This is a genomic window from Erwinia piriflorinigrans CFBP 5888 (assembly GCF_001050515.1).
Lineage (GTDB): Bacteria > Pseudomonadota > Gammaproteobacteria > Enterobacterales > Enterobacteriaceae > Erwinia > Erwinia piriflorinigrans.
In genome coordinates this window covers 148,977-167,888 of record NZ_CAHS01000013.1, presented here as the reverse complement: position 1 = coordinate 167,888, position 18,912 = coordinate 148,977, and the positions used below count along the sequence as shown (strand labels likewise).

The window sequence follows — 18,912 nt, the reverse complement described above, 5'->3', positions numbered from 1 at the left end:
TGCTGTTAATCAATGCCGGGGAATTGAGCGTTTCGCCAGCAAGATATCTCACTATATTATAAGTCACTGGCACTTTTTCGCGCAGATAAGTCAGGACGACATCATCAGCCACAGCTTTCACTATGAAACCAATTTCCACCCTGACGCTGTTACATGCCGATACCAAACTCAACGCCTGGTCTGAATGGGCGAAAAAAACCGGAGCACGGGGTGATTTTTGGGCTGGAACGCATTTTGACAATCTGACCCTGGCTATCCCGGATCATCATGACACCGCAGATGCTGGTGAAAAAAGAGATTTTAGACGGTTCACTGATTGCGCCACTGGGTTTTTCCGAGGCGGATCGCGCGACCTGGATGATGACTAAAGCCTCACGTCAAGCGGAAAAGACCATTGAGCTATTCCGTTGCTGACTGCTTGAAGAGGCGTCGATGGTGGAATGAGCAGAAAGGCAGGATGAATGTGCAATGGAAGGTGGTCGCTCTGTGGCGACCAGCTTAAATAGAGGGATCGGGTAGCTAAAAACACCCGATCCCTGGGCCTGATTATGCCAGCAGCAGCTGGTTCATGCGGCGAATAAACTGGTTCGGATCTTCCAGCGTGCCTTTTTCGGCAAACAGCGCCTGATCCAACAGCAGCTCGACCCACTCGGCGAAGCGTGCTTCATCCTGAGTGTCGGCAGCGCGTTTTACCAAAGCGTGATCCGGGTTCAGCTCAAACAGATATTTCACCTCCGGCACGTCCTGACCCGCAGCGGCAAACAGTTTCGCCATCTGGGTGGTCATTTCGTTGGCTTCGGTGGTGACAATCGCTGGCGTATCCGTTAAGCGGTGCGTTAAACGAACCTCTTTCACGCGCTCACCCAGCAACGTTTTCACTCGATCAACAAACGGCTCCAGCGCCTTCCCGGCTTCTTTCTGCTCTTCAGTCTCTTCGTCGGCCAGCTGACTTAGCGAGTCATCCGCCTTGCTGACTGACTGGAATGATTTACCGTCGAATTCGGTGAGATAACTCATCATCCATTCGTCAATACGGTCTGAGAGCAGCAAGACCTCAATGCCTTTCTTACGGAACAGCTCCAGATGTGGGCTGCTTTTCGCTGCGGCGTAGCTATCGGCAGTGATGTAATAAATCTTCTCCTGCCCTTCTACCATACGGCTGACGTAGTCTTCCAACGATACGGTTTGCGCCGCACCTTCGAAGCTGGTGGTGGCAAAACGCAACAGTTTGGCGATGGTTTCTGCATTGCTGCTGTCTTCCGCCGGGCCTTCTTTCAACACCAGACCGAACTGCTGCCAGAATTTCTGATATTTTTCTTCGTCATCCTTCGCCACTTTTTCCAGCATTTGCAGTGAACGCTTGGTCAGCGCCCCACGCAGCGTCTGGGTAATACGGCTATCCTGTAGGATTTCACGCGACACGTTAAGCGGCAGATCGTTAGAGTCAATCAGCCCTTTCACAAAGCGCAGGTAGTTAGGCATAAACTGTTCGGCATCGTCCATGATAAACACGCGCTGCACGTACAGTTTCAGACCATGTTTGTGATCACGGTTCCACATGTCCCAGGGAGCCTGGGCCGGAATATATAGCAGGCTGGTGTACTCCTGCTTGCCTTCTACACGGTTGTGACTCCAGGTCAACGGATCGGTAAAGTCGTGGGCAACGTGTTTGTAGAACTCTTTATATTCTTCTTCGCTGATATCAGACTTGTTACGCGTCCACAGCGCCTGCGCTTTGTTGATCTTTTCCCATGTGGTGGTGTCATCTTCTTCGTTATGGGTTTCGATCTCTACCGGCAGGGCGATATGGTCGGAATATTTGCTAATGATGCTACGAACGCGCCATGCGTCAAGGAACTCGTCTTCACCTTCGCGCAGGTGCAGGGTGATTTCGGTTCCGCGATCGCTTTTCTCAATATCAGCAATGGTGTAGTCACCTTCACCAGCCGATTCCCAGAAAACACCTTCATCGACAGCAGCACCTGCGGCACGGGTACGCACGGAAACGTTGTCCGCAACGATAAATGCCGAGTAAAAACCTACGCCGAACTGGCCGATTAACTGGCTATCTTTAGCCTGGTCAGATCCCAGTGATTCAAGGAAGGATTTGGTGCCGGACTTAGCAATTGTTCCCAGATTTTCAATGACTTCATCGCGACGCATGCCGATGCCGTTGTCACTGAGCGTCAGGGTACGTTTTTCCTTGTCGACCGCCACCCGTACGCGCAAATCGCCATCACCTTCGTACAGGTCAGGGGTGGATAACGCTTTGAAACGCAGCTTGTCAGCGGCATCGGAGGCGTTTGAGATCAGCTCACGCAGGAAGATTTCTTTATTTGAATAGAGAGAGTGAATCATTAGGTGCAGAAGCTGTTTCACCTCTGACTGGAAGCCACGCGTCTCTTGTCCTTTCATGGTCATTGCTACCTCAATAAAAACAGGTTGATGAACGTTGAAATAGGAAATGGGGATGTAAAAAGGAATTTCAAGACGGCACGAAGGATTCGTGCCATTTAATTGCTCAGTATTTGAACTTCTGACGTCCGGCCAGTGAATGCGACAGCGTGGTGCCATCGACCATTTCCAGTTCACCGCCTACCGGAACACCATGAGCAATACGGCTGGCATCCACGCCGTACTGTCCACACAGACTGGCGATGTAGTTAGCGGTCGCCTCACCTTCCACCGTCGGATTAGTCGCGAGGATAACTTCCTGAATAGGTTCCTTTTCCAGGCGTTGTTCCAGTCGGTCAAGGCCAATATCACCGGGTCCGATGCCATCCAGCGGCGACAGATGCCCCATCAGCACAAAGTATCGGCCGGAGAACTGCCCGGTTTGTTCAATGGCATGAATATCTGCCGGGCTTTCAACCACACAAATCAGCCCATTCTGCTGACGCCGTGGGTTGGCGCAGATGGTACAGATTTCCTGTTCGGTGAAGGTACGGCAGTCGGCACAGTGTCCGATTTCCGACATCGCCCGCGTCAACGCCTGAGCCAGACGCATTCCACCGCTGCGATCGCGCTGTAACAGCTGAAAAGCCATGCGCTGAGCCGACTTTGGTCCAACGCCTGGCAGGCAACGCAGCGACTCCATTAATGTTTCGAGGAGTGGGCTGGTTTGCATCAGAACGGCATCTTGAAGCCAGGTGGCAGAGACATCCCGTTTGATACCGAAGCCATTTTATCTTTTTGTGCTTCTGCAATACGACGGGCCGCATCATTGAAGGCCGCAGCCACCAAATCTTCCAGCATATCTTTGTCATCTTCCAGCAGAGTTGGATCAACTTCCACCCGACGACAGCTGTGCGCGCCGTTAATGGTCACTTTCACCAGACCTGCACCCGATTCACCGGTGACTTCCATCTCGGCGATCTCTTCCTGAACCTGCGCCATTTTTTCCTGCATTTGCTGGGCCTGTTTCATCAGGTTCCCTAATCCGGCTTTACCAAACATACGCTATCTCTCTCTATTAGTTCTGGCCACATCTTCCCTGATAGTGTGATGTGGCGGGTTAAACAGGGCGGATACTATCATCGTCTATTTCAGCATCGAAAAACTTGCGTAGCGTCTGAATATGTAAATCAGAGTTTATCGACTGACGCGCCTGCACAAGTTTCTCTTGATAAATTTTCTGCCGCCATTCCAGTGGCGTTAACACTGCCGGATTATCATCCTCCACCACTGTTAATTCAATGGGGCATCCGCCGGCCATATTCAAGGCATCACTCAGCGCTTTTTGTGCTGAAGGTGAATTCAGGTGACGCTGCGCAGAGCGTAAATGCAGGCAAATGCCGTTTTCAGTCGTCTCTTTCCACGCATTCAACGCCAACTGCTGAACCAGCTTAGGCATGGTGAGCGCTGCAATTTCAGCCGCCCAGGCATCACGCTCCAACGATTCGGCCACCAGCTTAACCACCAGCTCCGGGTGCTTTTCATATTCAAGCGCATTGCGCAAGGCTTTGGGCGTCGCGCAAGATTCCACTTTCACTTCAGTTGGGTTTTGCGCCTTCCAACGATAGGCTTCTGGTTTTACCGGAGCGGCTTCGGTTGCCGACGGCTGCTGGCGTCGCTGCCCGCGCTCGCTGACCGCAGCCAGGCGCTCCAGTGCCGAACTTGCCGGCCGCGCACTCTGCGCTGCCGGCTCACTCTTTTTTGGCTTACTCGCCCCCTGATGGCGCATCAACTGCGTTCGCGCCTGCAAAAGCTGGCTGGTGGCGTCCGAAAGCCCTTGAGCGGTTGGTGCCTGCGGTGAAGGAGGTGCCTCGTTGCGTGTTTCACTCTGCACCGGCACCGGCGCTGGAACAGCCTGCGGCGTCATCGTCGGACGCGCTATCGGTTCGGCAATCACCGCTTTTGGATGAAAAGCCAGCGCGCGCAATAGCGTCATTTCAACGCCCATGCGGCGATCCGGCGCCAACGACAGCTCTTTACGCCCCATCAACAGCGTCTGATAATAGAGTTGCACATCAACGGGGGGCAATACCCGCGCCAGTTCACGTAGCCGCTGGGCGACAGCCGCCATGTCATCACTTAACGCGGAAGGCAGCAGCTGTATCATCGCCACACGGTGCAGCAGCGTGATCATTTCGACCAGCAACGCTTCCCACTCGACCCCGCGCGCGGCCGCCTGATTAAGCAGCGCCATCACCTGTGCGCCGTCGGCATGCACCAGCGCTTCGATCAGCGCCAGCGGCTGTTCATCATCAAGTGTGCCGAGCATATCGTTGACGGTAGTCGTCGTGACCTTGCCCTGCCCCATCGCAATAGCCTGGTCGGTCAGACTCAACGCATCACGCATGCTGCCGTCTGCGGCACGCGCCAGCAGCTGTAGCGCGCGTGTTTCCGCGTCGATTTTCTCTGCCTGAAGAACATGCTCCAGCTGACCACGGATCTGCTCCTGATCCAACGCTTTCAGGTGAAATTGCAGACAGCGTGACAAAATAGTCACCGGCAGCTTTTGTGGATCTGTGGTTGCCAACAGGAACTTAACATGTTCCGGCGGTTCTTCCAGAGTCTTTAGCAACGCATTAAAGCTGTGCCGCGAAAGCATATGTACTTCATCGATCAGATAGACCTTAAAGCGTCCGCGCGCTGGCGCATATTGTACGTTATCCAGAAGATCGCGGGTGTCTTCCACCTTTGTGCGTGAAGCCGCATCGATCTCAATCAGATCGACAAAGCGCCCCTGTTCAATTTCACGGCAGTTATCACACTGACCACAGGGGGTAGCCGTGATACCCGTTTCACAGTTCAACCCTTTTGCCAACAGGCGGGCAATAGTCGTTTTCCCAACGCCACGGGTGCCTGAAAACAGATAAGCATGATGGATGCGGCCAAGGGACAAACCATTAGCCAGCGCGGTCAGCACATGCTGCTGTCCGACAACATCGGTAAACGCTTGTGGACGCCACTTGCGGGCCAGTACCTGATAGCTCATTAAGACTTCATCATCGAGTGGAAAGATTGTATTAAGGTTGTGGTAAACCAGACCGGGCAACTATAACAGTTAATCGCCGTTCTCGTCTTACTCCTGTCATTTTATCACGCCTGGTGCATCGGTTGGCAGCCAGAAGACAATCATCATGACAGAGAAGATAAGGAGGGATGAAAGGAAGAACAACCGGGCAAAGAAAAACGGGGCCGGTCTAAGCTGCCCCATTCCGATCAGTGGCCCGGGAAGTTCACCAGGCTGTAGCTTTCAACACCCAGTGCTTTCAGGCGCGCTTCGCCGCTCAGATCGTACAAGTTAATCATGAAGGCAGCATCTTTTACGCTGCCGCCAGCACGCCGGATCAGGTTCACCGTGGCTTCAATGGTTCCACCCGTTGCCAGCAAATCATCGACCACCAGCACGACGTCATCCGGCTGAATGGCATCGCAATGTAGTTCGAGCGTATCGGTGCCGTACTCCAGCGCGTAATCCTCAGCAAAGGTTTTACGCGGCAGCTTGCCCGGTTTGCGTACCGGCACAAAGCCAACGCCCAGTCCCAGAGCGACCGGAGCGCCGAACAGGAAACCACGAGCTTCGGTGCCCACCACCTTGGTGATACCTGCGTGACGATAGCGTTCAACTAACAGTTCAATGCTCAATGCATACGCTTTCGGATCTTCCAGTAGGCTGGTGACATCACGAAAGAGGATGCCCGGTTTAGGATAATCCGGGATGCTTTGGATACTGTTTTTAAGGAATTCAAGCTGCTGCGCAGTCGCGGTCATAATGTTATGCCTGATAAATACAAATCTGACTCACGCAGCTTCACTCCACGCGGCAATGAATGCTGCATGAAATTCAAACGTCGAGGGGAAGCCGCGCACGAAAACGACCAAATCTATGCAAATCGCCGGACAATTGCAACCGTATTCAGCAAATCAGGGCTTTTGTTGTCCTGCATCAGCCACCGGTAGTCGGATAATAAAAATGAGCAGTATGCAAAGAATCACCACTAAAAGAAGTCGAAGCCAAAAAATGTTGACCATCCACAGCGAAAAAGCAAATGTGAGCAAAATAAACAAGACTGCCCTGCCCTTAGCGCCCGGCGGCATGGCGTGATGCTGCTGCCAGTAGAGCAGGTAGCGGCCAAACACGGAACGGTGCAACAGCCAGTAATGGAAGCGCGGTGAAGAGCGCGCAAAACACCACGCGGCCAGCAGTAAAAAAGGCGTGGTGGGCAACAGCGGTAGGATTACGCCAAGAGTGGCTAATATCACAGCTAACCAGCCCAGAGTCATCAGGAGGTAACGTTGCATGGCACGCCCACATAAAAAGAGTCAGATGTCAGGTATCATACCGGGATTAATGCCCGGGAGAACCCAATGAAAAGCGCAGTTTTATTGCAACAGCTGGAAAAGCAGGTTGAAAAGCTGGCACAGGCCGTAGAGCCTCATGCCAATAAGCGTACGACACAGGCGCGCTTTGACCACCAGTTATTTCACTGCCACAGCACCCGACTTGGCGATTATTTGCTGGAAATCCGTCAAAATTTGGTACAGCTTACACAAAGCGTGAGTGATAACCGCACCGTGAGCGTCGCATGGATGGCCGAACGGGTTGTATTGCAGATAAGCGCGCTACAACGTGAAATCGCCACACAAAAAATGCGCAGTAGTGAAGCCCGGCCGGTTGCCGTCAAAGAAAATTTATACGAAAAGCTGGCAGAACATCAGGACTTTGAGCGTCGTCTGCGTGCCATGATAGGCGATCGTGAAAGCCTGTTAGCACAGCAGGAGACGCTGATACAGCAGCAGCAGTTACAGCGTGAGCTGGCGGCACTGGAGGGGCGTTTACAGCGCTGTCTTCAGGCGCTGAAGCGAATTGAGCGCGCCATTGAAAACCGTGAACGCGGGCTATAAGATAGCCAAAATCATCCCGGTTGCTGGACGGTGGCAAACCTGAGCTGTCATTGCGCCCACGGCCTGAAATATGGCGCTTTATCACTGGAGCAGCAATAACATGATGATGGGCCTGCTTTCCTGGATTGTTATCGGCCTGCTGGTGGGCTTTATGGCCTGGTGCGTTTTCCCCAGCCGACCCGGCGATCGCGTCAGCACGCTGGTACTGGCCGCCGTTGGGGCGTTAATCGGCGGTTATATCAGTAGTTACTTCGATTACGGTTCGCTAACGGCTATCGACACGCATGCCCTGCTGCTGGCACTGGCTGGCGCGCTGATCATGACCGGCATGGTGAAAATTTTGCGTATCTGAAACAGGCAGCACATGCTTTTCGCCTCACAAGGAAACCCTATGTCGCTGGAAAACGCGCCCGAAGAAGTCAAACTTGCCGTCGATTTGATTATGCTACTCGAAGAAAATCACATTACTCCGGAAACCGTGCTGGCCGCGCTGGCCATTGTGCAGCGCGATTTTGAACAAAAAGCCGCTGGGCAGTCATAATCCGCCATCAGGCCGATTTGCGCAGGGTTATGCTGTGGGTCAACATATCGATCAGGGTTTCCACCAGCTGCGGGGCATCTGTAGCCAGGTCAAAGCTCTCAGGCATGAACAGCCAGTTTTCCATGATACCGCTAACATAACCGCGCATGACCACCGCTGCGCGGCGAGTATCCAGGTTTTCAGGAAGTTGTTTTGCATCAATACACTCGGCCAGCACCTCTTCTATCTTTTCATAACATTCGAGATAGAGGTTTTGCTGCATCAGTTGGAGGGTCGTCATTTCACCGACAAACTCACATTTGTGGTAAATGATTTCCATCAGGGCGCGTCTTCTTGGGTCGGTTACGGTTGCTTCAAACACATACCGAAGCATCGCCCGCATCACGGAGAGTGGATCGCCAGGGTATTTTGATTGATACTCAATTTCCAGAGCCGAAAGACCGGACTCGGATTGAGCCCAGATTTCATTGAGTAAATCGGTTTTATTTTTGAAGTGCCAATAAATTGCACCTCGCGTCACGCCAGCGCCTGCGGCAATGTCCGCCAGTGACGTTTTAGCCACGCCATGTTCAGAGAAACGCTTGATAGCAGCATCTAAGATGTGATTGCGCGTTTCCTGCGCTTGTTGTTTGGTATTTCGTGCCATGGGGTATGATTTACAACGCGTTAGACTTACATACATTTGCGAATGTATGTACCCTATCACGACCATAATTTAAACGCAGCAATGGGTTTATGGATTTGCGATCCATTGAACAATCGATATCGGACACTCGAGGTTTATTTATGAAAAAAAACAGAGGGTTAACGCCTCTGACGGCCGTTATTATGCTTTCAGGCAGTTTAGTGCTCACTGCGTGTGATAACAAAGCCTCGCAGCAGAATGGACAACAGCAGGCTCCAGAAGTGGGCATTACGACGTTGAAAAGCGGCCCGCTTAAAATTACTACCGACCTACCAGGTCGTACCTCGTCGTTCCGTGTCGCTGAAGTTCGCCCACAGGTTTCTGGCATTATTTTGAAACGCAACTTCGTTGAGGGCAGCGATATCAAGGCGGGTGAGTCTTTATATCAAATAGACCCGGCGACCTATCAGGCAGCATACGATAGCGCTAAAGGCGAACTGGCACAGGCACAGGCTAACGCACAGATCGCAGCAACCACCGTGAAACGCTATAAACCTCTACTGGGTACCAAATATATCAGTCAGCAGGAATATGACACGGCTGCCGCTACGCAAAGCCAGACGGCTGCTGCCGTGGTGGCGGCGCGGGCGGCGTTGGAATCAGCACGTATAAATGTTGCCTATACCAAAGTGACTTCACCTATCAGCGGACGCATTGGTAAGTCTTCAGTAACGGAAGGGGCGTTAGTCACCAGTGCGCAAACCACCGCGCTGGCAAGCGTACAGCAGCTTGATCCCATTTACGTTGACGTCACGCAACCTGGTGAAGATTTTATGCGCCTGCGAGACGAGCTGACTTCCGGCAAGATACAACAGGCCAATGGCAAAGCTGAAGTTAAGCTGCTTTTGCAGAACGGTAGCGAATACGCTCAGAGCGGAACATTAGAATTTTCTGATGTTACCGTCGATGAGACCACCGGTTCTATAACTCTGCGCGCTATCTTCCCAAATCCAGATCATAACCTGCTACCGGGCATGTTTGTTCGTGCACGCCTGGAAGAAGGCACCAACCCGAATGCCCTGCTGGTTCCTCAGCAGAGTGTCACCCGCACGCCAACCGGTCAGGCAACTGCGATGGTGGTCGGCCCGGATAATAAGGTTGAAGTGCGTAATCTGACGGCAAATCAAGCCATAGGTGATAAGTGGCTGGTCTCTGACGGTCTGAAAGCCGGGGACCGCGTCATTGTCACGGGCCTGCAGCGGGTGAAGCCAGGTATAGCGGTGACGCCACAGGAAATCAGCGACGACAGTGCCAAAGCAACAACTCCGGCGCAGTCTGAACAACCCAAGTCTTAACAGGAGCCGCTGATACATGGCTAAGTTTTTTATCGATCGCCCCATCTTTGCATGGGTTATCGCCATCATTATTATGCTGGCGGGCGCGCTGTCGATCCTGAAACTGCCGATTGAGCAATATCCTAATGTTGCTCCACCGGCAATTGAGGTCACTGCGGCTTATCCGGGTGCCGATGCGAAAACCCTGCAGGACTCCGTCACGCAGGTTATCGAACAAAATATGAACGGCATCGACGGCCTGATGTATATGAGCTCAAGCAGCGACTCATCTGGCGCGTTACAGCTGACTCTGACATTTGAGTCAGGTACTGATGCCGATATTGCTCAGGTGCAGGTGCAGAATAAACTGCAGCTGGCAACGCCTCTGCTGCCGCAGGAAGTGCAACAACAGGGGATAAAGGTTCAAAAATCCTCCAGCAGCTTCCTGATGGTTGCCGGTTTCATTAATGATAATGACACCATGACGCAGAACGACATCGCCGACTACGTTGGGTCTAACATTAAAGACCCGATCAGTCGTGTTACCGGTGTGGGTGATACCCAGCTGTTCGGGGCGCAATATGCGATGCGTATCTGGATGGACCCCCATAAGCTGAATAATTATCAGCTGACTCCGGTAGATGTCATCAGCGCCATCAACACACAGAACGCCCAGGTGGCGGCGGGTCAACTGGGTGGTTCACCTCCGGTGAAAGGCCAGCAGCTGAATGCTTCAATCATTGCACAAACGCGTCTGACGTCGCCGGAAGAATTCGGCAAGATCCTGCTGAAGGTTAACAGCGATGGTTCTCGCGTGCGGCTAAGTGATGTGGCGCATATTGAACTGGGTGGTGAGAACTACGAAATTATTGCCCGCTTCAACGGTAAACCGGCCTCTGGTCTGGGGATTAAGCTGGCGACCGGCGCTAACGCGCTGGATACCGCAGCGGCAGTGAAAGCGGAATTGGGCAAGCTGGAACCGTTCTTCCCGTCAGGGTTGAAAGTTGTCTATCCGTACGACACCACTCCCTTCGTTAAAATTTCAATTAATGAAGTGGTTAAAACGCTGGTAGAAGCCATCGTACTGGTGTTCCTGGTGATGTACCTGTTCCTACAGAACTTCCGCGCCACGCTGATCCCAACGATTGCCGTGCCGGTGGTCTTACTGGGTACGTTTGCCATTATCAATGTCTTCGGCTATTCGATAAACACCCTGACGATGTTCGGGATGGTGCTGGCCATCGGCCTGCTGGTGGATGACGCCATCGTGGTGGTGGAAAACGTCGAGCGAGTGATGGCCGAAGAGGGCCTGCCGCCGAAAGAAGCCACGCGCAAATCGATGGACCAGATTCAGGGCGCGCTGGTCGGCATCGCACTGGTGCTGTCAGCGGTATTTATTCCGATGGCCTTCTTCGGAGGCTCCACCGGCGTTATCTACCGCCAGTTCTCGATTACCATTGTTTCTGCGATGGTGCTTTCGGTCATTGTTGCATTGATCCTGACCCCGGCACTTTGTGCCACCATGCTAAAGCCGATCGCTAAAGGCGAACATGGTAAAACCACCGGCTTCTTTGGCTGGTTTAACCGTATGTTCGACAAGAGCACTCATCATTATACCGACAGCGTGGGTCACATCGTGCGCAGTTCCGGTCGTTATCTGCTGATCTATCTGCTGATCGTGGTGGGCATGGCCTTCCTGTTCCTGCGTCTGCCCAGCTCCTTCTTACCGGAAGAGGATCAGGGCGTATTCCTGACGATGGCGCAGCTGCCTGCTGGCGCTACCCAGGAACGTACCCAAAAAGTGCTGGACCAGGTCACGGATTACTACCTGGATAAAGAAAAAGCGAACGTTAATTCCGTGTTTACCGTTAACGGCTTCGGTTTTGCAGGCCGTGGTCAGAATACCGGTATCGCCTTTATCAGCCTTAAACCGTGGGATGAGCGTTCCGGCGCAGAGAACAAAGTTCCGGCAATTGCCGGGCGCGCCATGGGCGCACTTTCGGCGATTAAGGATGCGATGGTGATCCCGTTCAACCTGCCGGCTATCGTTGAGTTGGGTACCGCTACCGGCTTCGACTTCCAGCTGGTCGATCAGGGTGGCCTGGGGCATGAAAAACTCACCGCAGCCCGTAACCAGCTGCTGGGCATGATTGCTCAACATCCGGATACGCTGGTCGGCGTGCGTCCGAACGGCCTGGAAGATACCCCACAGTTCAAACTGTCTATCGACCAGGAAAAGGCTCAGGCGCTGGGGGTATCGTTATCTAATATCAATACCACGCTGGCCGCAGCCTGGGGGGGGTCTTACGTCAATGACTTCATCGACCGTGGCCGTGTCAAGAAAGTGTACGTGATGGCGGCAGCGCCATTCCGCATGCTGCCGAATGACATTGGTAACTGGTATGTTCGTGCCACCAATGGCGAAATGGTGTCGTTTAACGCCTTTGCTTCCGCACAGTGGGTTTATGGTTCGCCACGACTTGAGCGCTATAACGGCCTGCCGTCAATGGAGCTGTTAGGACAGCCGGCTGCGGGTAAAAGCTCTGGTGAGGCGATGAACCTGATGCAGGAGCTGGCAGGTAAGCTGCCAACCGGTATCGGTTATGACTGGACAGGTATGTCATACCAGGAGCGTTTATCGGGCAACCAGGCTCCAGCACTCTATGCCATTTCATTGATTGTGGTCTTCCTCTGTCTGGCAGCGCTGTATGAAAGTTGGTCGATTCCATTCTCTGTCATGCTGGTGGTACCGCTCGGAGTTATCGGTGCGCTGATCTTCACTACCCTGCGGGGGCTGAGCAACGACGTTTACTTTGTGGTTGGATTGCTCACCACCATAGGGCTATCGGCGAAGAACGCCATCCTGATTGTCGAGTTTGCTAAAGACCTGATGGATAAGGAAGGTAAGGGCCTGATTGAGGCGACGCTGGAAGCGGTGCGTATGCGTTTACGCCCGATTCTGATGACCTCTCTGGCATTTATCCTCGGGGTTCTGCCGCTGGCTATCAGCAGCGGTGCAGGTTCCGGCGCGCAAAACGCCGTAGGTACTGGCGTGATGGGCGGCATGGTCACTGCAACCGTGCTGGCGATATTCTTCGTGCCGGTGTTCTTCGTGGTGGTGCGTCGCCGCTTCAGTAAGAACAAAGAAGATGTCGAACACAGCCATCCTGTGAATAAGCACTAAGCGACAACTGTCGTGATGAAATAAGAGGCCGCCCTGCGCGGCCTCTTTTTTTTGCCCTGAACAAGGCTTTTCTACGGTTGCAATATAAGGATCTGCGGAGCATACTAATGTTATATTATAACATTGCAATTGGAGTTAGAATGAAACAGGATATCCATCCCGCTTACCGCCAGGTTGTGTTCCATGACACAACGGCAGACGCTTACTTTGTCGTGGGTTCCACCATTAAAACTGACCGAACTGTCCAGTATGAGGGTAAAGAAATGCCCTACGTCACGCTGGATGTCTCTTCCGCTTCACACGTTTACTATACCGGTAAACAAAAAGATTTTGCCAAAGAAGGCAGTGCTGCACGTTTCAATCAGAGATTTGGCAGTTTTCTTGGCGCGATGAAAAAATAAGGAGATATGATGCAGGTTCTTAGCTCACTGGCTTCGGCCAAAAAACGCCACAAAGATTGCAAAATCGTTCGCCGTCACGGTCGCGTGTTTGTGATCTGCAAAAGTAACCCGCGTTTCAAAGCGGTTCAGGGGAAAGGCGGTAAAAAGCGCTGATAAATGCCGTTATAGCGCCCTAATGCGCGCCGCATCACGCTGAAAAAAAGGGATAGTGTAAGCTATCCCTTTTTTAACGCTCTTAGCAAAGTCGGGCTACCTTTTTACTGCATGCTGGCGACCATCGCTTTGACATTATGTTGAAATGCAGCAGCATAACTGTCCGCCTCCCCGCCCTTAACCGTCAGTGCTTCAGGATAAAGCTCTCCACCCGCTTTGGCTCCGCTGGACGCAGCAATTTGCTTCACCAGGCGGGGATCGGTTTGATTTTCGATAAACCAGGCATGGATATGCTCATGCTTCAGTTGAGTGATCAGTGCCGCAACGTCGGAAGCACTGGCTTCAGATTCTGTTGAAAAGCCGACGGGTGACAGGAATTTCACCCCGTAGCGCTGACCAAAGTAACCAAAGGCATCGTGACTGGTAAGTACTTTTCGTTTGGCCGGTGGGATAGCGCTGAATGCCTGCTGCGCCCAACCATCCAGCTGTTTTAACTGTTCAATATAAGCACTACCGTGGCGGCGGAAATAGTCTGCATCTTGCGCATCGGCGGCAATCAACGCATTCATCACATTAGTGGCATAGGTAACACCGTTGTGCATACTGTTCCATGCATGGGGATCGGTGATCGTCTGCCCCTCCTCCTCCATCTTCAAGGTTTCAATACCGGAGGACGCAACGACGGTTCGGCCTTTATAGCCGGACGCAGAGATCAGACGGTCCATCCATCCCTCCATTCCCAAGCCACTGACAAAAACAACATCCGCCTGTGCCAGAGCCTGGCTATCTTTTGGCGTCGGTTCAAAACTATGCGGATCGCCATTCGGCCCTACCAGACTTTTCACCACCACATGTTCCCCCCCCACATTCTTAACGATATCTGCCAGCACGGTAAAACTGGCCACGGCCTGTACCGTCTGCGCCATCGCCATCGGGGTGGTAATTAATGCTGACAAGGCCATCGCTATCGTTAACTTTTTCATATTTACTCCTTTGCCATAGAAAATCTTTTGCTGACGGCAAATATGCCGCCACAAGGGCCGATCAAAATAGAGATAAAGAACAGGATTGCCGCCCCGAGCACCACAGCAGGTCCGGCCGGTAGTGAGAGATAAAACGAGGCGATCAGCCCACCGAAACTGGCTATGCTGGCAATGATCATCGCCGCGCCCAGGGTGCCAGGAAGCTGGCGACTCCAGAACCGGGCGCTGGCGGCTGGTAACATCATCAAGCCAACGCTCATCAGCGTACCAAGCACCTGAAATCCGGCGACCAGATTGATCACGACCAGCACCAGGAAAACAGCGTGCACCAGCGGCGAGGCCCAGCGACTTTGCGCGCGCAAAAAGTTTGCGTCGAAAGCGTCAATCACCAGCGGGCGATAAATCAGCGCTAAAATCAGCAGCGTGCAGCCGCTTACGCTGCTCACCAGGACGATGGAGGGGTTGTCCACCGCCAGCAGGGAACCGAACAGCACATGCAGCAGATCCACGCTGGAACCCCGCAGCGATACCAGCGTTACGCCAAGTGCCAGAGAGCCGAGATAGAAACCGGCAAAGCTGGCATCCTCGCGCAGTGGGGTGTAACGACTGACGGCACCTGACAACAGCGCCACCGTCAGACCGGCAATGGCCCCACCTATTCCCATCGCCACCAGCGATAAGCCGGATAGCAGATAGCCAATTGCAGCGCCCGGCAGCACCGCATGCGACAATGCGTCGCCAACCAGGCTCATACGGCGTAACAGTAGGAAAACCCCAAGAGGCGTTGCGCTAAGCGACAGAGCAATACAGGCCACAAGCGCACGGCGCATAAACGCAAACTCGATAAATGGCTGGATCACCGTCATATGCCAACCTCTGCACCACGGGTTAAATCAGACGCGCTGACGCCGTGTACCGGGCAGTACCATTCGCCGCACTGTTGTGTCATATGCAATACCTGCGGAAAATGCCGAGCCACTCTGGCCATATCGTGCAGCACGACAATTAGCGTATTTCCCGCATGCTGTCGTTCGGCCAGCAATGCCAGGAGCAGTTCAATGGTGTCGCTGTCCACGCCGGTGAAGGGTTCATCCAACAGTAAAAGTTCAGCCTCTTGCACCAGCATGCGGGCAAAGAGCACTCGCTGTAATTGCCCGCCAGATAAGGTGCCGGGGGCAGAAGTGGCAAAAGACAACATATTGACGCGCTCAAGTGCGGACATCACCTGTAACCGCTGCTGCCGACTGAGGCCGCGTAGCCATCCACAGCGCCGCCAGAAGCCCATCGCCACCAGGTCAAATACGGTAACAGGAAAGTTTTTTTCAATTTCGGCGTGCTGCGGCAGCCAACCTATGGACGGGGATGGAACCGACAGGCCTATCGAGCCACTCACAGGTGGTAATATGCCGCATATGGTTTTTAGCAGCGTTGATTTTCCACAGCCATTGGAGCCTATCAACGCCGTCATGCTGCCCCGTGAAAACTCACCGGTCAGAGGCGGCGTTACGCCACGCTGCTGGTAACCAACAACAAGTTGATTCAGCACCATCATCCGTTGATCGCCCACCATGTCAGCGTAGCGAGCAGCATAATTGGAAGCAAAATTAAGACAAGGCGCTGCCAGGCCGGGCTGCTAAGCCATGTACCGAAGCGTAAAAAGCAGGAAGAAGTGGTCATGATAGCCAAATTGGTATGTTATAACATACAAATAGGATAACTCAGGAATGATGATGTCGATAAAAGTAAAATGTATCTAATTATGACTCCAGTTTTGTCTCCCCTCTCCGATAATATATAAAGGGAATTCAGCCACTCATTTATACAGGTGGCGCAAAAGATGCTGATGACCAATATTTAGCCGCCAAATCATGATGACAGGCTATACTGTAATTACTTGATTGGCATTTTCACCGCGCATAGCAATTATCCTGGTTAAGAAAAATTAACCCTCTGAGGAAAAAATGCACAAAACTTTACCCGTAAAGTACAGTCAAAGTGATGTCGACCCGATAGAATTAATGTCAGCAATCGAACAGATAATTCCCAAAATAGCGACTGAACTTGTAGGTTCTCTTGATTGGTATTCATCTAATGCGCGATATGTTCCCGACACTATCAGAATTATTTCCCTGGAACATCTAGGGCAATCGCGTTATAAAATGAACTACAGCTTTCGTTGGAACTTGTTCAATGCCTGTTTGGATATAGATGCCTTTGAGACAACCAACCAGTCGGTCAATTTTAGCTATAATCCTAATGAACTGGTGTTCGACTTTGTTGATAACGACCGTCAAACGATGTCAGACGAATTGTAATATTGAGTCACTTCCACACAGATGATTTATACCAGGTTATATTTTGTAATATTTTCATAGTCGCATCATAATTATCAATTCCTGGCACAATAAGTTTAAAAGTGCAGCTTAATGGTATGTTTAGCGAGCTATGGAGGGAAAAAGATGGACGAATACTCACCGAGAAGGCATGATATTGCGCAGCTGAAATTCTTATGTGAAAACCTTTATGATGAAGGTTTAGCGACGTTGGGCGACAGCCACCACGGCTGGGTTAATGACCCGACTTCAGCGTTCAACCTACAGCTTAACGAGCTGATAGAGCATATTGCGGCCTTCACAATGAATTACAAAATCAAGCATGTAGAAGACGCCGATCTGATAAGTCAGATTGATGAGTTTATGGACGACACTTTTATGCTTTTCAGCAATTACGGTATCAACATTCAGGACTTACAACGCTGGCAAAAATCAGCAAAACTTTTATTTAACATCTTTGCTAAAGAATGCGTAATGAGCCAAAATCAGGCAAGCCATTCATTTTAGCAGCCCATAACTCTTTCTACGGTTTAATAATGACTGAAAAACTTCTCACAAAAACGGATTATCTCATGCGCCTCAGACGTTGTCGTTCAATCGACACGCTGGAGCGAGTGATTGAAAAGAACAAGTACGAATTATCTGATGATGAACTTGCTGTATTTTATTCAGCTGCCGATCACCGCCTTGCCGAACTCACTATGAATAAACTGTACGACAAAGTCCCGGTCGCCGTATGGAAGTTTGTCCGTTAAACATAAAAGGGTTTGATTAGCAGAGATAAGACGGGAAGAAGCTGGCAACGGCAGAATTGGGTGGGGGCCCTGCCAGCTACATCCCGGCACACGCGTCATCTGTTACGGCTGCTTCCTTCCGGATCTGACCGAGTTCACAAATTAGCATTGCGGGAGAACCAACAGGGCCCCCATTGAGTGCTCTGGATAACCAGAACGCAGGCATTATCAATGAAGCCCCCGCCAATTGCAAGCCACCTCCGGGCGACCGCTGTTTTCTTGCACGATATCCCGCTTACTCCCCCGCACGGAGCCTTCATGAGTTTAGAAGCAGACAGCTTTCAACAACGAATCTGGCACATTGTCGCCGCTATCCCTTATGGCTCGGTCGCAACTTACGGCGATGTCGCCCGTCAGGCTGGCTCACCGCGCGCTGCCCGCCAGGTCGGCGGGGTACTGAAACGGTTGCCTGCAGGCAGCCAACTTCCCTGGTACCGGGTAATTAATCGTAAAGGTGAGATATCGCTGGTCGGTGAAGATTTTGACAGACAGCGCAGCGCACTGCTAAGCGAAAATATCGAGGTTTCTCAAGAGGGCAAGGTCTGTTTGCAGCGCTATCGCTGGCAACTGTGATAGCGCCCCTTACGGGGCGCTAAGGTTAAATCGACGTGGGTGCAGGCACGCTCGATGACGGGGCCACCTGAGTTGGCGACGTCGGAGGCACAGCCGTTGCAGCCCCACTCTGGGTCGGGATGGCGACGGAAGGAACCGGGATCAGCGTCAAATCCTGACGCGTAACACCGCCGGTGACAACTTGCTTCACCGTATCGGTAATAAACAATAACTTGCCATCTACCGTTACGGCCGCACTCAACAGAATGCGGGCTTGTGGTTTAATGTCTGCGGGATTGAATGGCAGGATAAAGCGGAAAGGTGCCTGTGCGCCTTCGGTGCGCACCACACGCTGCGCCAGAACTTTGGATGGAGCATCCGCCAGTGAAGCATCAGAAAGCGTCACCGTCAGTACGGCATTGGGTGGCAGAGCCACTTTCTGACGGATCCATGCCGTACCGCTCACATTAGGCATTCTCAGCGTCGATGACTGCCCGGCAACCTGAGATCCCAGTGTTGGAGTCGGCACCTTGGTGCTTTTATCGGCACAACCCGAAATGGCAACGGCCAGTGCTGCGCCACTTAATACTTGCCAGATTTTCATCAATCATTTCTCCTTAAACTCAGTGCATACGGCAAAACATTGCCACTGAATAGCT

General features: G+C 52.3%; 22 protein-coding genes, 1 other RNA gene, 1 pseudogene and 1 other annotated feature. Of the genes and pseudogenes, 12 read left to right on the top strand and 12 right to left on the bottom strand.

The window, feature by feature from the left end:
* Window positions 1-106 precede the first annotated feature (106 nt).
* Window positions 107-414: pseudogene (locus tag EPIR_RS18050) on the top strand (type 2 periplasmic-binding domain-containing protein); the annotation flags it as partial.
* Between the two features lie 132 nt (window positions 415-546).
* On the opposite strand, the gene htpG reads toward EPIR_RS18050, so the two are convergent.
* The 6 genes from htpG to EPIR_RS05205 form a co-directional block, all read right to left on the bottom strand.
* Window positions 547-2,415, bottom strand: a complete 1,869-nt coding sequence (gene htpG / locus EPIR_RS05230) for a molecular chaperone HtpG (protein WP_193387536.1) — start codon at window positions 2,413-2,415, stop codon at window positions 547-549.
* 106 nt (window positions 2,416-2,521) lie between these two features.
* On the bottom strand, window positions 2,522-3,127 hold the full coding sequence (gene recR / locus EPIR_RS05225; RefSeq protein ID WP_023654265.1) for a recombination mediator RecR: 606 nt from the start codon (window positions 3,125-3,127) through the stop codon (window positions 2,522-2,524).
* Window positions 3,127-3,456: a YbaB/EbfC family nucleoid-associated protein gene (locus tag EPIR_RS05220; protein WP_023654264.1), complete on the bottom strand. Its 330-nt coding sequence runs from the start codon at window positions 3,454-3,456 to the stop codon at window positions 3,127-3,129. The genes recR and EPIR_RS05220 overlap by 1 nt, the downstream gene beginning before the upstream one ends.
* Before the next feature lie 58 nt (window positions 3,457-3,514).
* Window positions 3,515-5,440: a DNA polymerase III subunit gamma/tau gene (dnaX, locus tag EPIR_RS05215; RefSeq protein ID WP_023654263.1), complete on the bottom strand. Its 1,926-nt coding sequence runs from the start codon at window positions 5,438-5,440 to the stop codon at window positions 3,515-3,517.
* Window positions 4,115-4,176: a sequence feature (DnaX frameshifting element), on the bottom strand. (Overlaps the previous gene by 62 nt.)
* A gap of 227 nt (window positions 5,441-5,667) precedes the next feature.
* On the bottom strand, window positions 5,668-6,219 hold the full coding sequence (apt, locus tag EPIR_RS05210) for an adenine phosphoribosyltransferase (protein ID WP_023654261.1): 552 nt from the start codon (window positions 6,217-6,219) through the stop codon (window positions 5,668-5,670).
* Window positions 6,220-6,372: 153 nt separating this feature from the next.
* On the bottom strand, window positions 6,373-6,750 hold the full coding sequence (locus EPIR_RS05205) for a DUF454 family protein (protein WP_023654260.1): 378 nt from the start codon (window positions 6,748-6,750) through the stop codon (window positions 6,373-6,375).
* A 66-nt stretch (window positions 6,751-6,816) separates the two neighbouring features.
* Between EPIR_RS05205 and priC the strand changes: the two genes are divergently transcribed.
* The 3 genes from priC to rsmS all read left to right on the top strand — a co-directional run bounded on the left by priC (window position 6,817) and on the right by rsmS (window position 7,894).
* Complete coding sequence (priC, locus tag EPIR_RS05200; RefSeq protein WP_023654259.1) at window positions 6,817-7,353, top strand: primosomal replication protein PriC; 537 nt, start codon at window positions 6,817-6,819, stop codon at window positions 7,351-7,353.
* Window positions 7,354-7,459: 106 nt separating this feature from the next.
* Complete coding sequence (locus tag EPIR_RS05195; protein WP_048697023.1) at window positions 7,460-7,705, top strand: GlsB/YeaQ/YmgE family stress response membrane protein; 246 nt, start codon at window positions 7,460-7,462, stop codon at window positions 7,703-7,705.
* Window positions 7,706-7,744: 39 nt separating this feature from the next.
* Window positions 7,745-7,894, top strand: a complete 150-nt coding sequence (rsmS, locus tag EPIR_RS18045) for a pleiotropic regulatory protein RsmS (protein WP_023654257.1) — start codon at window positions 7,745-7,747, stop codon at window positions 7,892-7,894.
* A 7-nt stretch (window positions 7,895-7,901) separates the two neighbouring features.
* Here the strand turns inward: rsmS and acrR are convergent, their stop codons facing one another.
* Window positions 7,902-8,540 (bottom strand): multidrug efflux transporter transcriptional repressor AcrR, encoded by a 639-nt coding sequence (acrR, locus tag EPIR_RS05190; RefSeq protein WP_048696959.1) that lies wholly within the window; start codon window positions 8,538-8,540, stop codon window positions 7,902-7,904.
* Between the two features lie 140 nt (window positions 8,541-8,680).
* On the opposite strand from acrR, the gene EPIR_RS05185 reads away from it, so the two are divergent.
* From EPIR_RS05185 to ykgO, 4 genes are all read left to right on the top strand, one after another.
* Complete coding sequence (locus EPIR_RS05185) at window positions 8,681-9,874, top strand: efflux RND transporter periplasmic adaptor subunit (RefSeq protein WP_023654255.1); 1,194 nt, start codon at window positions 8,681-8,683, stop codon at window positions 9,872-9,874.
* Window positions 9,875-9,890: 16 nt separating this feature from the next.
* A complete protein-coding gene (gene acrB / locus EPIR_RS05180) occupies window positions 9,891-13,037 on the top strand; it encodes a multidrug efflux RND transporter permease subunit AcrB (protein WP_023654254.1) in 3,147 nt (1,048 codons plus the stop codon).
* 140 nt (window positions 13,038-13,177) lie between these two features.
* On the top strand, window positions 13,178-13,438 hold the full coding sequence (locus tag EPIR_RS05175; RefSeq protein WP_023654253.1) for a type B 50S ribosomal protein L31: 261 nt from the start codon (window positions 13,178-13,180) through the stop codon (window positions 13,436-13,438).
* 9 nt (window positions 13,439-13,447) lie between these two features.
* Window positions 13,448-13,591, top strand: a complete 144-nt coding sequence (gene ykgO, locus EPIR_RS05170) for a type B 50S ribosomal protein L36 (protein WP_023654252.1) — start codon at window positions 13,448-13,450, stop codon at window positions 13,589-13,591.
* Window positions 13,592-13,695: 104 nt separating this feature from the next.
* Here ykgO and EPIR_RS05165 read toward each other — a convergent pair whose 3' ends face one another.
* From EPIR_RS05165 to EPIR_RS05155, 3 genes are read right to left on the bottom strand one after another with little or no spacing between them, the layout of a single operon-like run.
* Window positions 13,696-14,574, bottom strand: coding sequence for a metal ABC transporter substrate-binding protein (locus tag EPIR_RS05165; RefSeq protein ID WP_023654251.1), 879 nt, complete (start codon window positions 14,572-14,574; stop codon window positions 13,696-13,698).
* Between the two features lie 2 nt (window positions 14,575-14,576).
* Window positions 14,577-15,440, bottom strand: a complete 864-nt coding sequence (locus EPIR_RS05160) for a metal ABC transporter permease (protein WP_023654250.1) — start codon at window positions 15,438-15,440, stop codon at window positions 14,577-14,579.
* The gene (locus EPIR_RS05155; protein ID WP_023654249.1) at window positions 15,437-16,126 is read right to left on the bottom strand and encodes a metal ABC transporter ATP-binding protein; all 690 of its coding nucleotides are present in this window, start codon (window positions 16,124-16,126) and stop codon (window positions 15,437-15,439) included. Before EPIR_RS05155 ends, EPIR_RS05160 begins: the two co-directional genes overlap by 4 nt.
* Before the next feature lie 409 nt (window positions 16,127-16,535).
* Between EPIR_RS05155 and EPIR_RS05150 the strand changes: the two genes are divergently transcribed.
* From EPIR_RS05150 to EPIR_RS05140, 3 genes are all read left to right on the top strand, one after another.
* Complete coding sequence (locus tag EPIR_RS05150) at window positions 16,536-16,889, top strand: hypothetical protein (protein WP_023654248.1); 354 nt, start codon at window positions 16,536-16,538, stop codon at window positions 16,887-16,889.
* Between the two features lie 144 nt (window positions 16,890-17,033).
* Entirely contained in the window at window positions 17,034-17,414 is a 381-nt protein-coding gene (tomB, locus tag EPIR_RS05145; protein ID WP_023654247.1) for an Hha toxicity modulator TomB, read from the top strand.
* 29 nt (window positions 17,415-17,443) lie between these two features.
* Window positions 17,444-17,662, top strand: a complete 219-nt coding sequence (locus EPIR_RS05140; protein WP_012442201.1) for an HHA domain-containing protein — start codon at window positions 17,444-17,446, stop codon at window positions 17,660-17,662.
* Between the two features lie 67 nt (window positions 17,663-17,729).
* Here the strand turns inward: EPIR_RS05140 and ffs are convergent.
* Window positions 17,730-17,826: signal recognition particle sRNA small type (gene ffs / locus EPIR_RS18040), an RNA gene on the bottom strand.
* Between the two features lie 133 nt (window positions 17,827-17,959).
* On the opposite strand from ffs, the gene EPIR_RS05135 reads away from it, so the two are divergent.
* A complete protein-coding gene (locus EPIR_RS05135; RefSeq protein WP_023654245.1) occupies window positions 17,960-18,274 on the top strand; it encodes an MGMT family protein in 315 nt (104 codons plus the stop codon).
* Between the two features lie 25 nt (window positions 18,275-18,299).
* On the opposite strand, the gene EPIR_RS05130 is transcribed toward EPIR_RS05135, so the two are convergent.
* On the bottom strand, window positions 18,300-18,857 hold the full coding sequence (locus tag EPIR_RS05130) for a YbaY family lipoprotein (RefSeq protein WP_023654244.1): 558 nt from the start codon (window positions 18,855-18,857) through the stop codon (window positions 18,300-18,302).
* Between the last annotated feature and the right edge of the window lie 55 nt (window positions 18,858-18,912).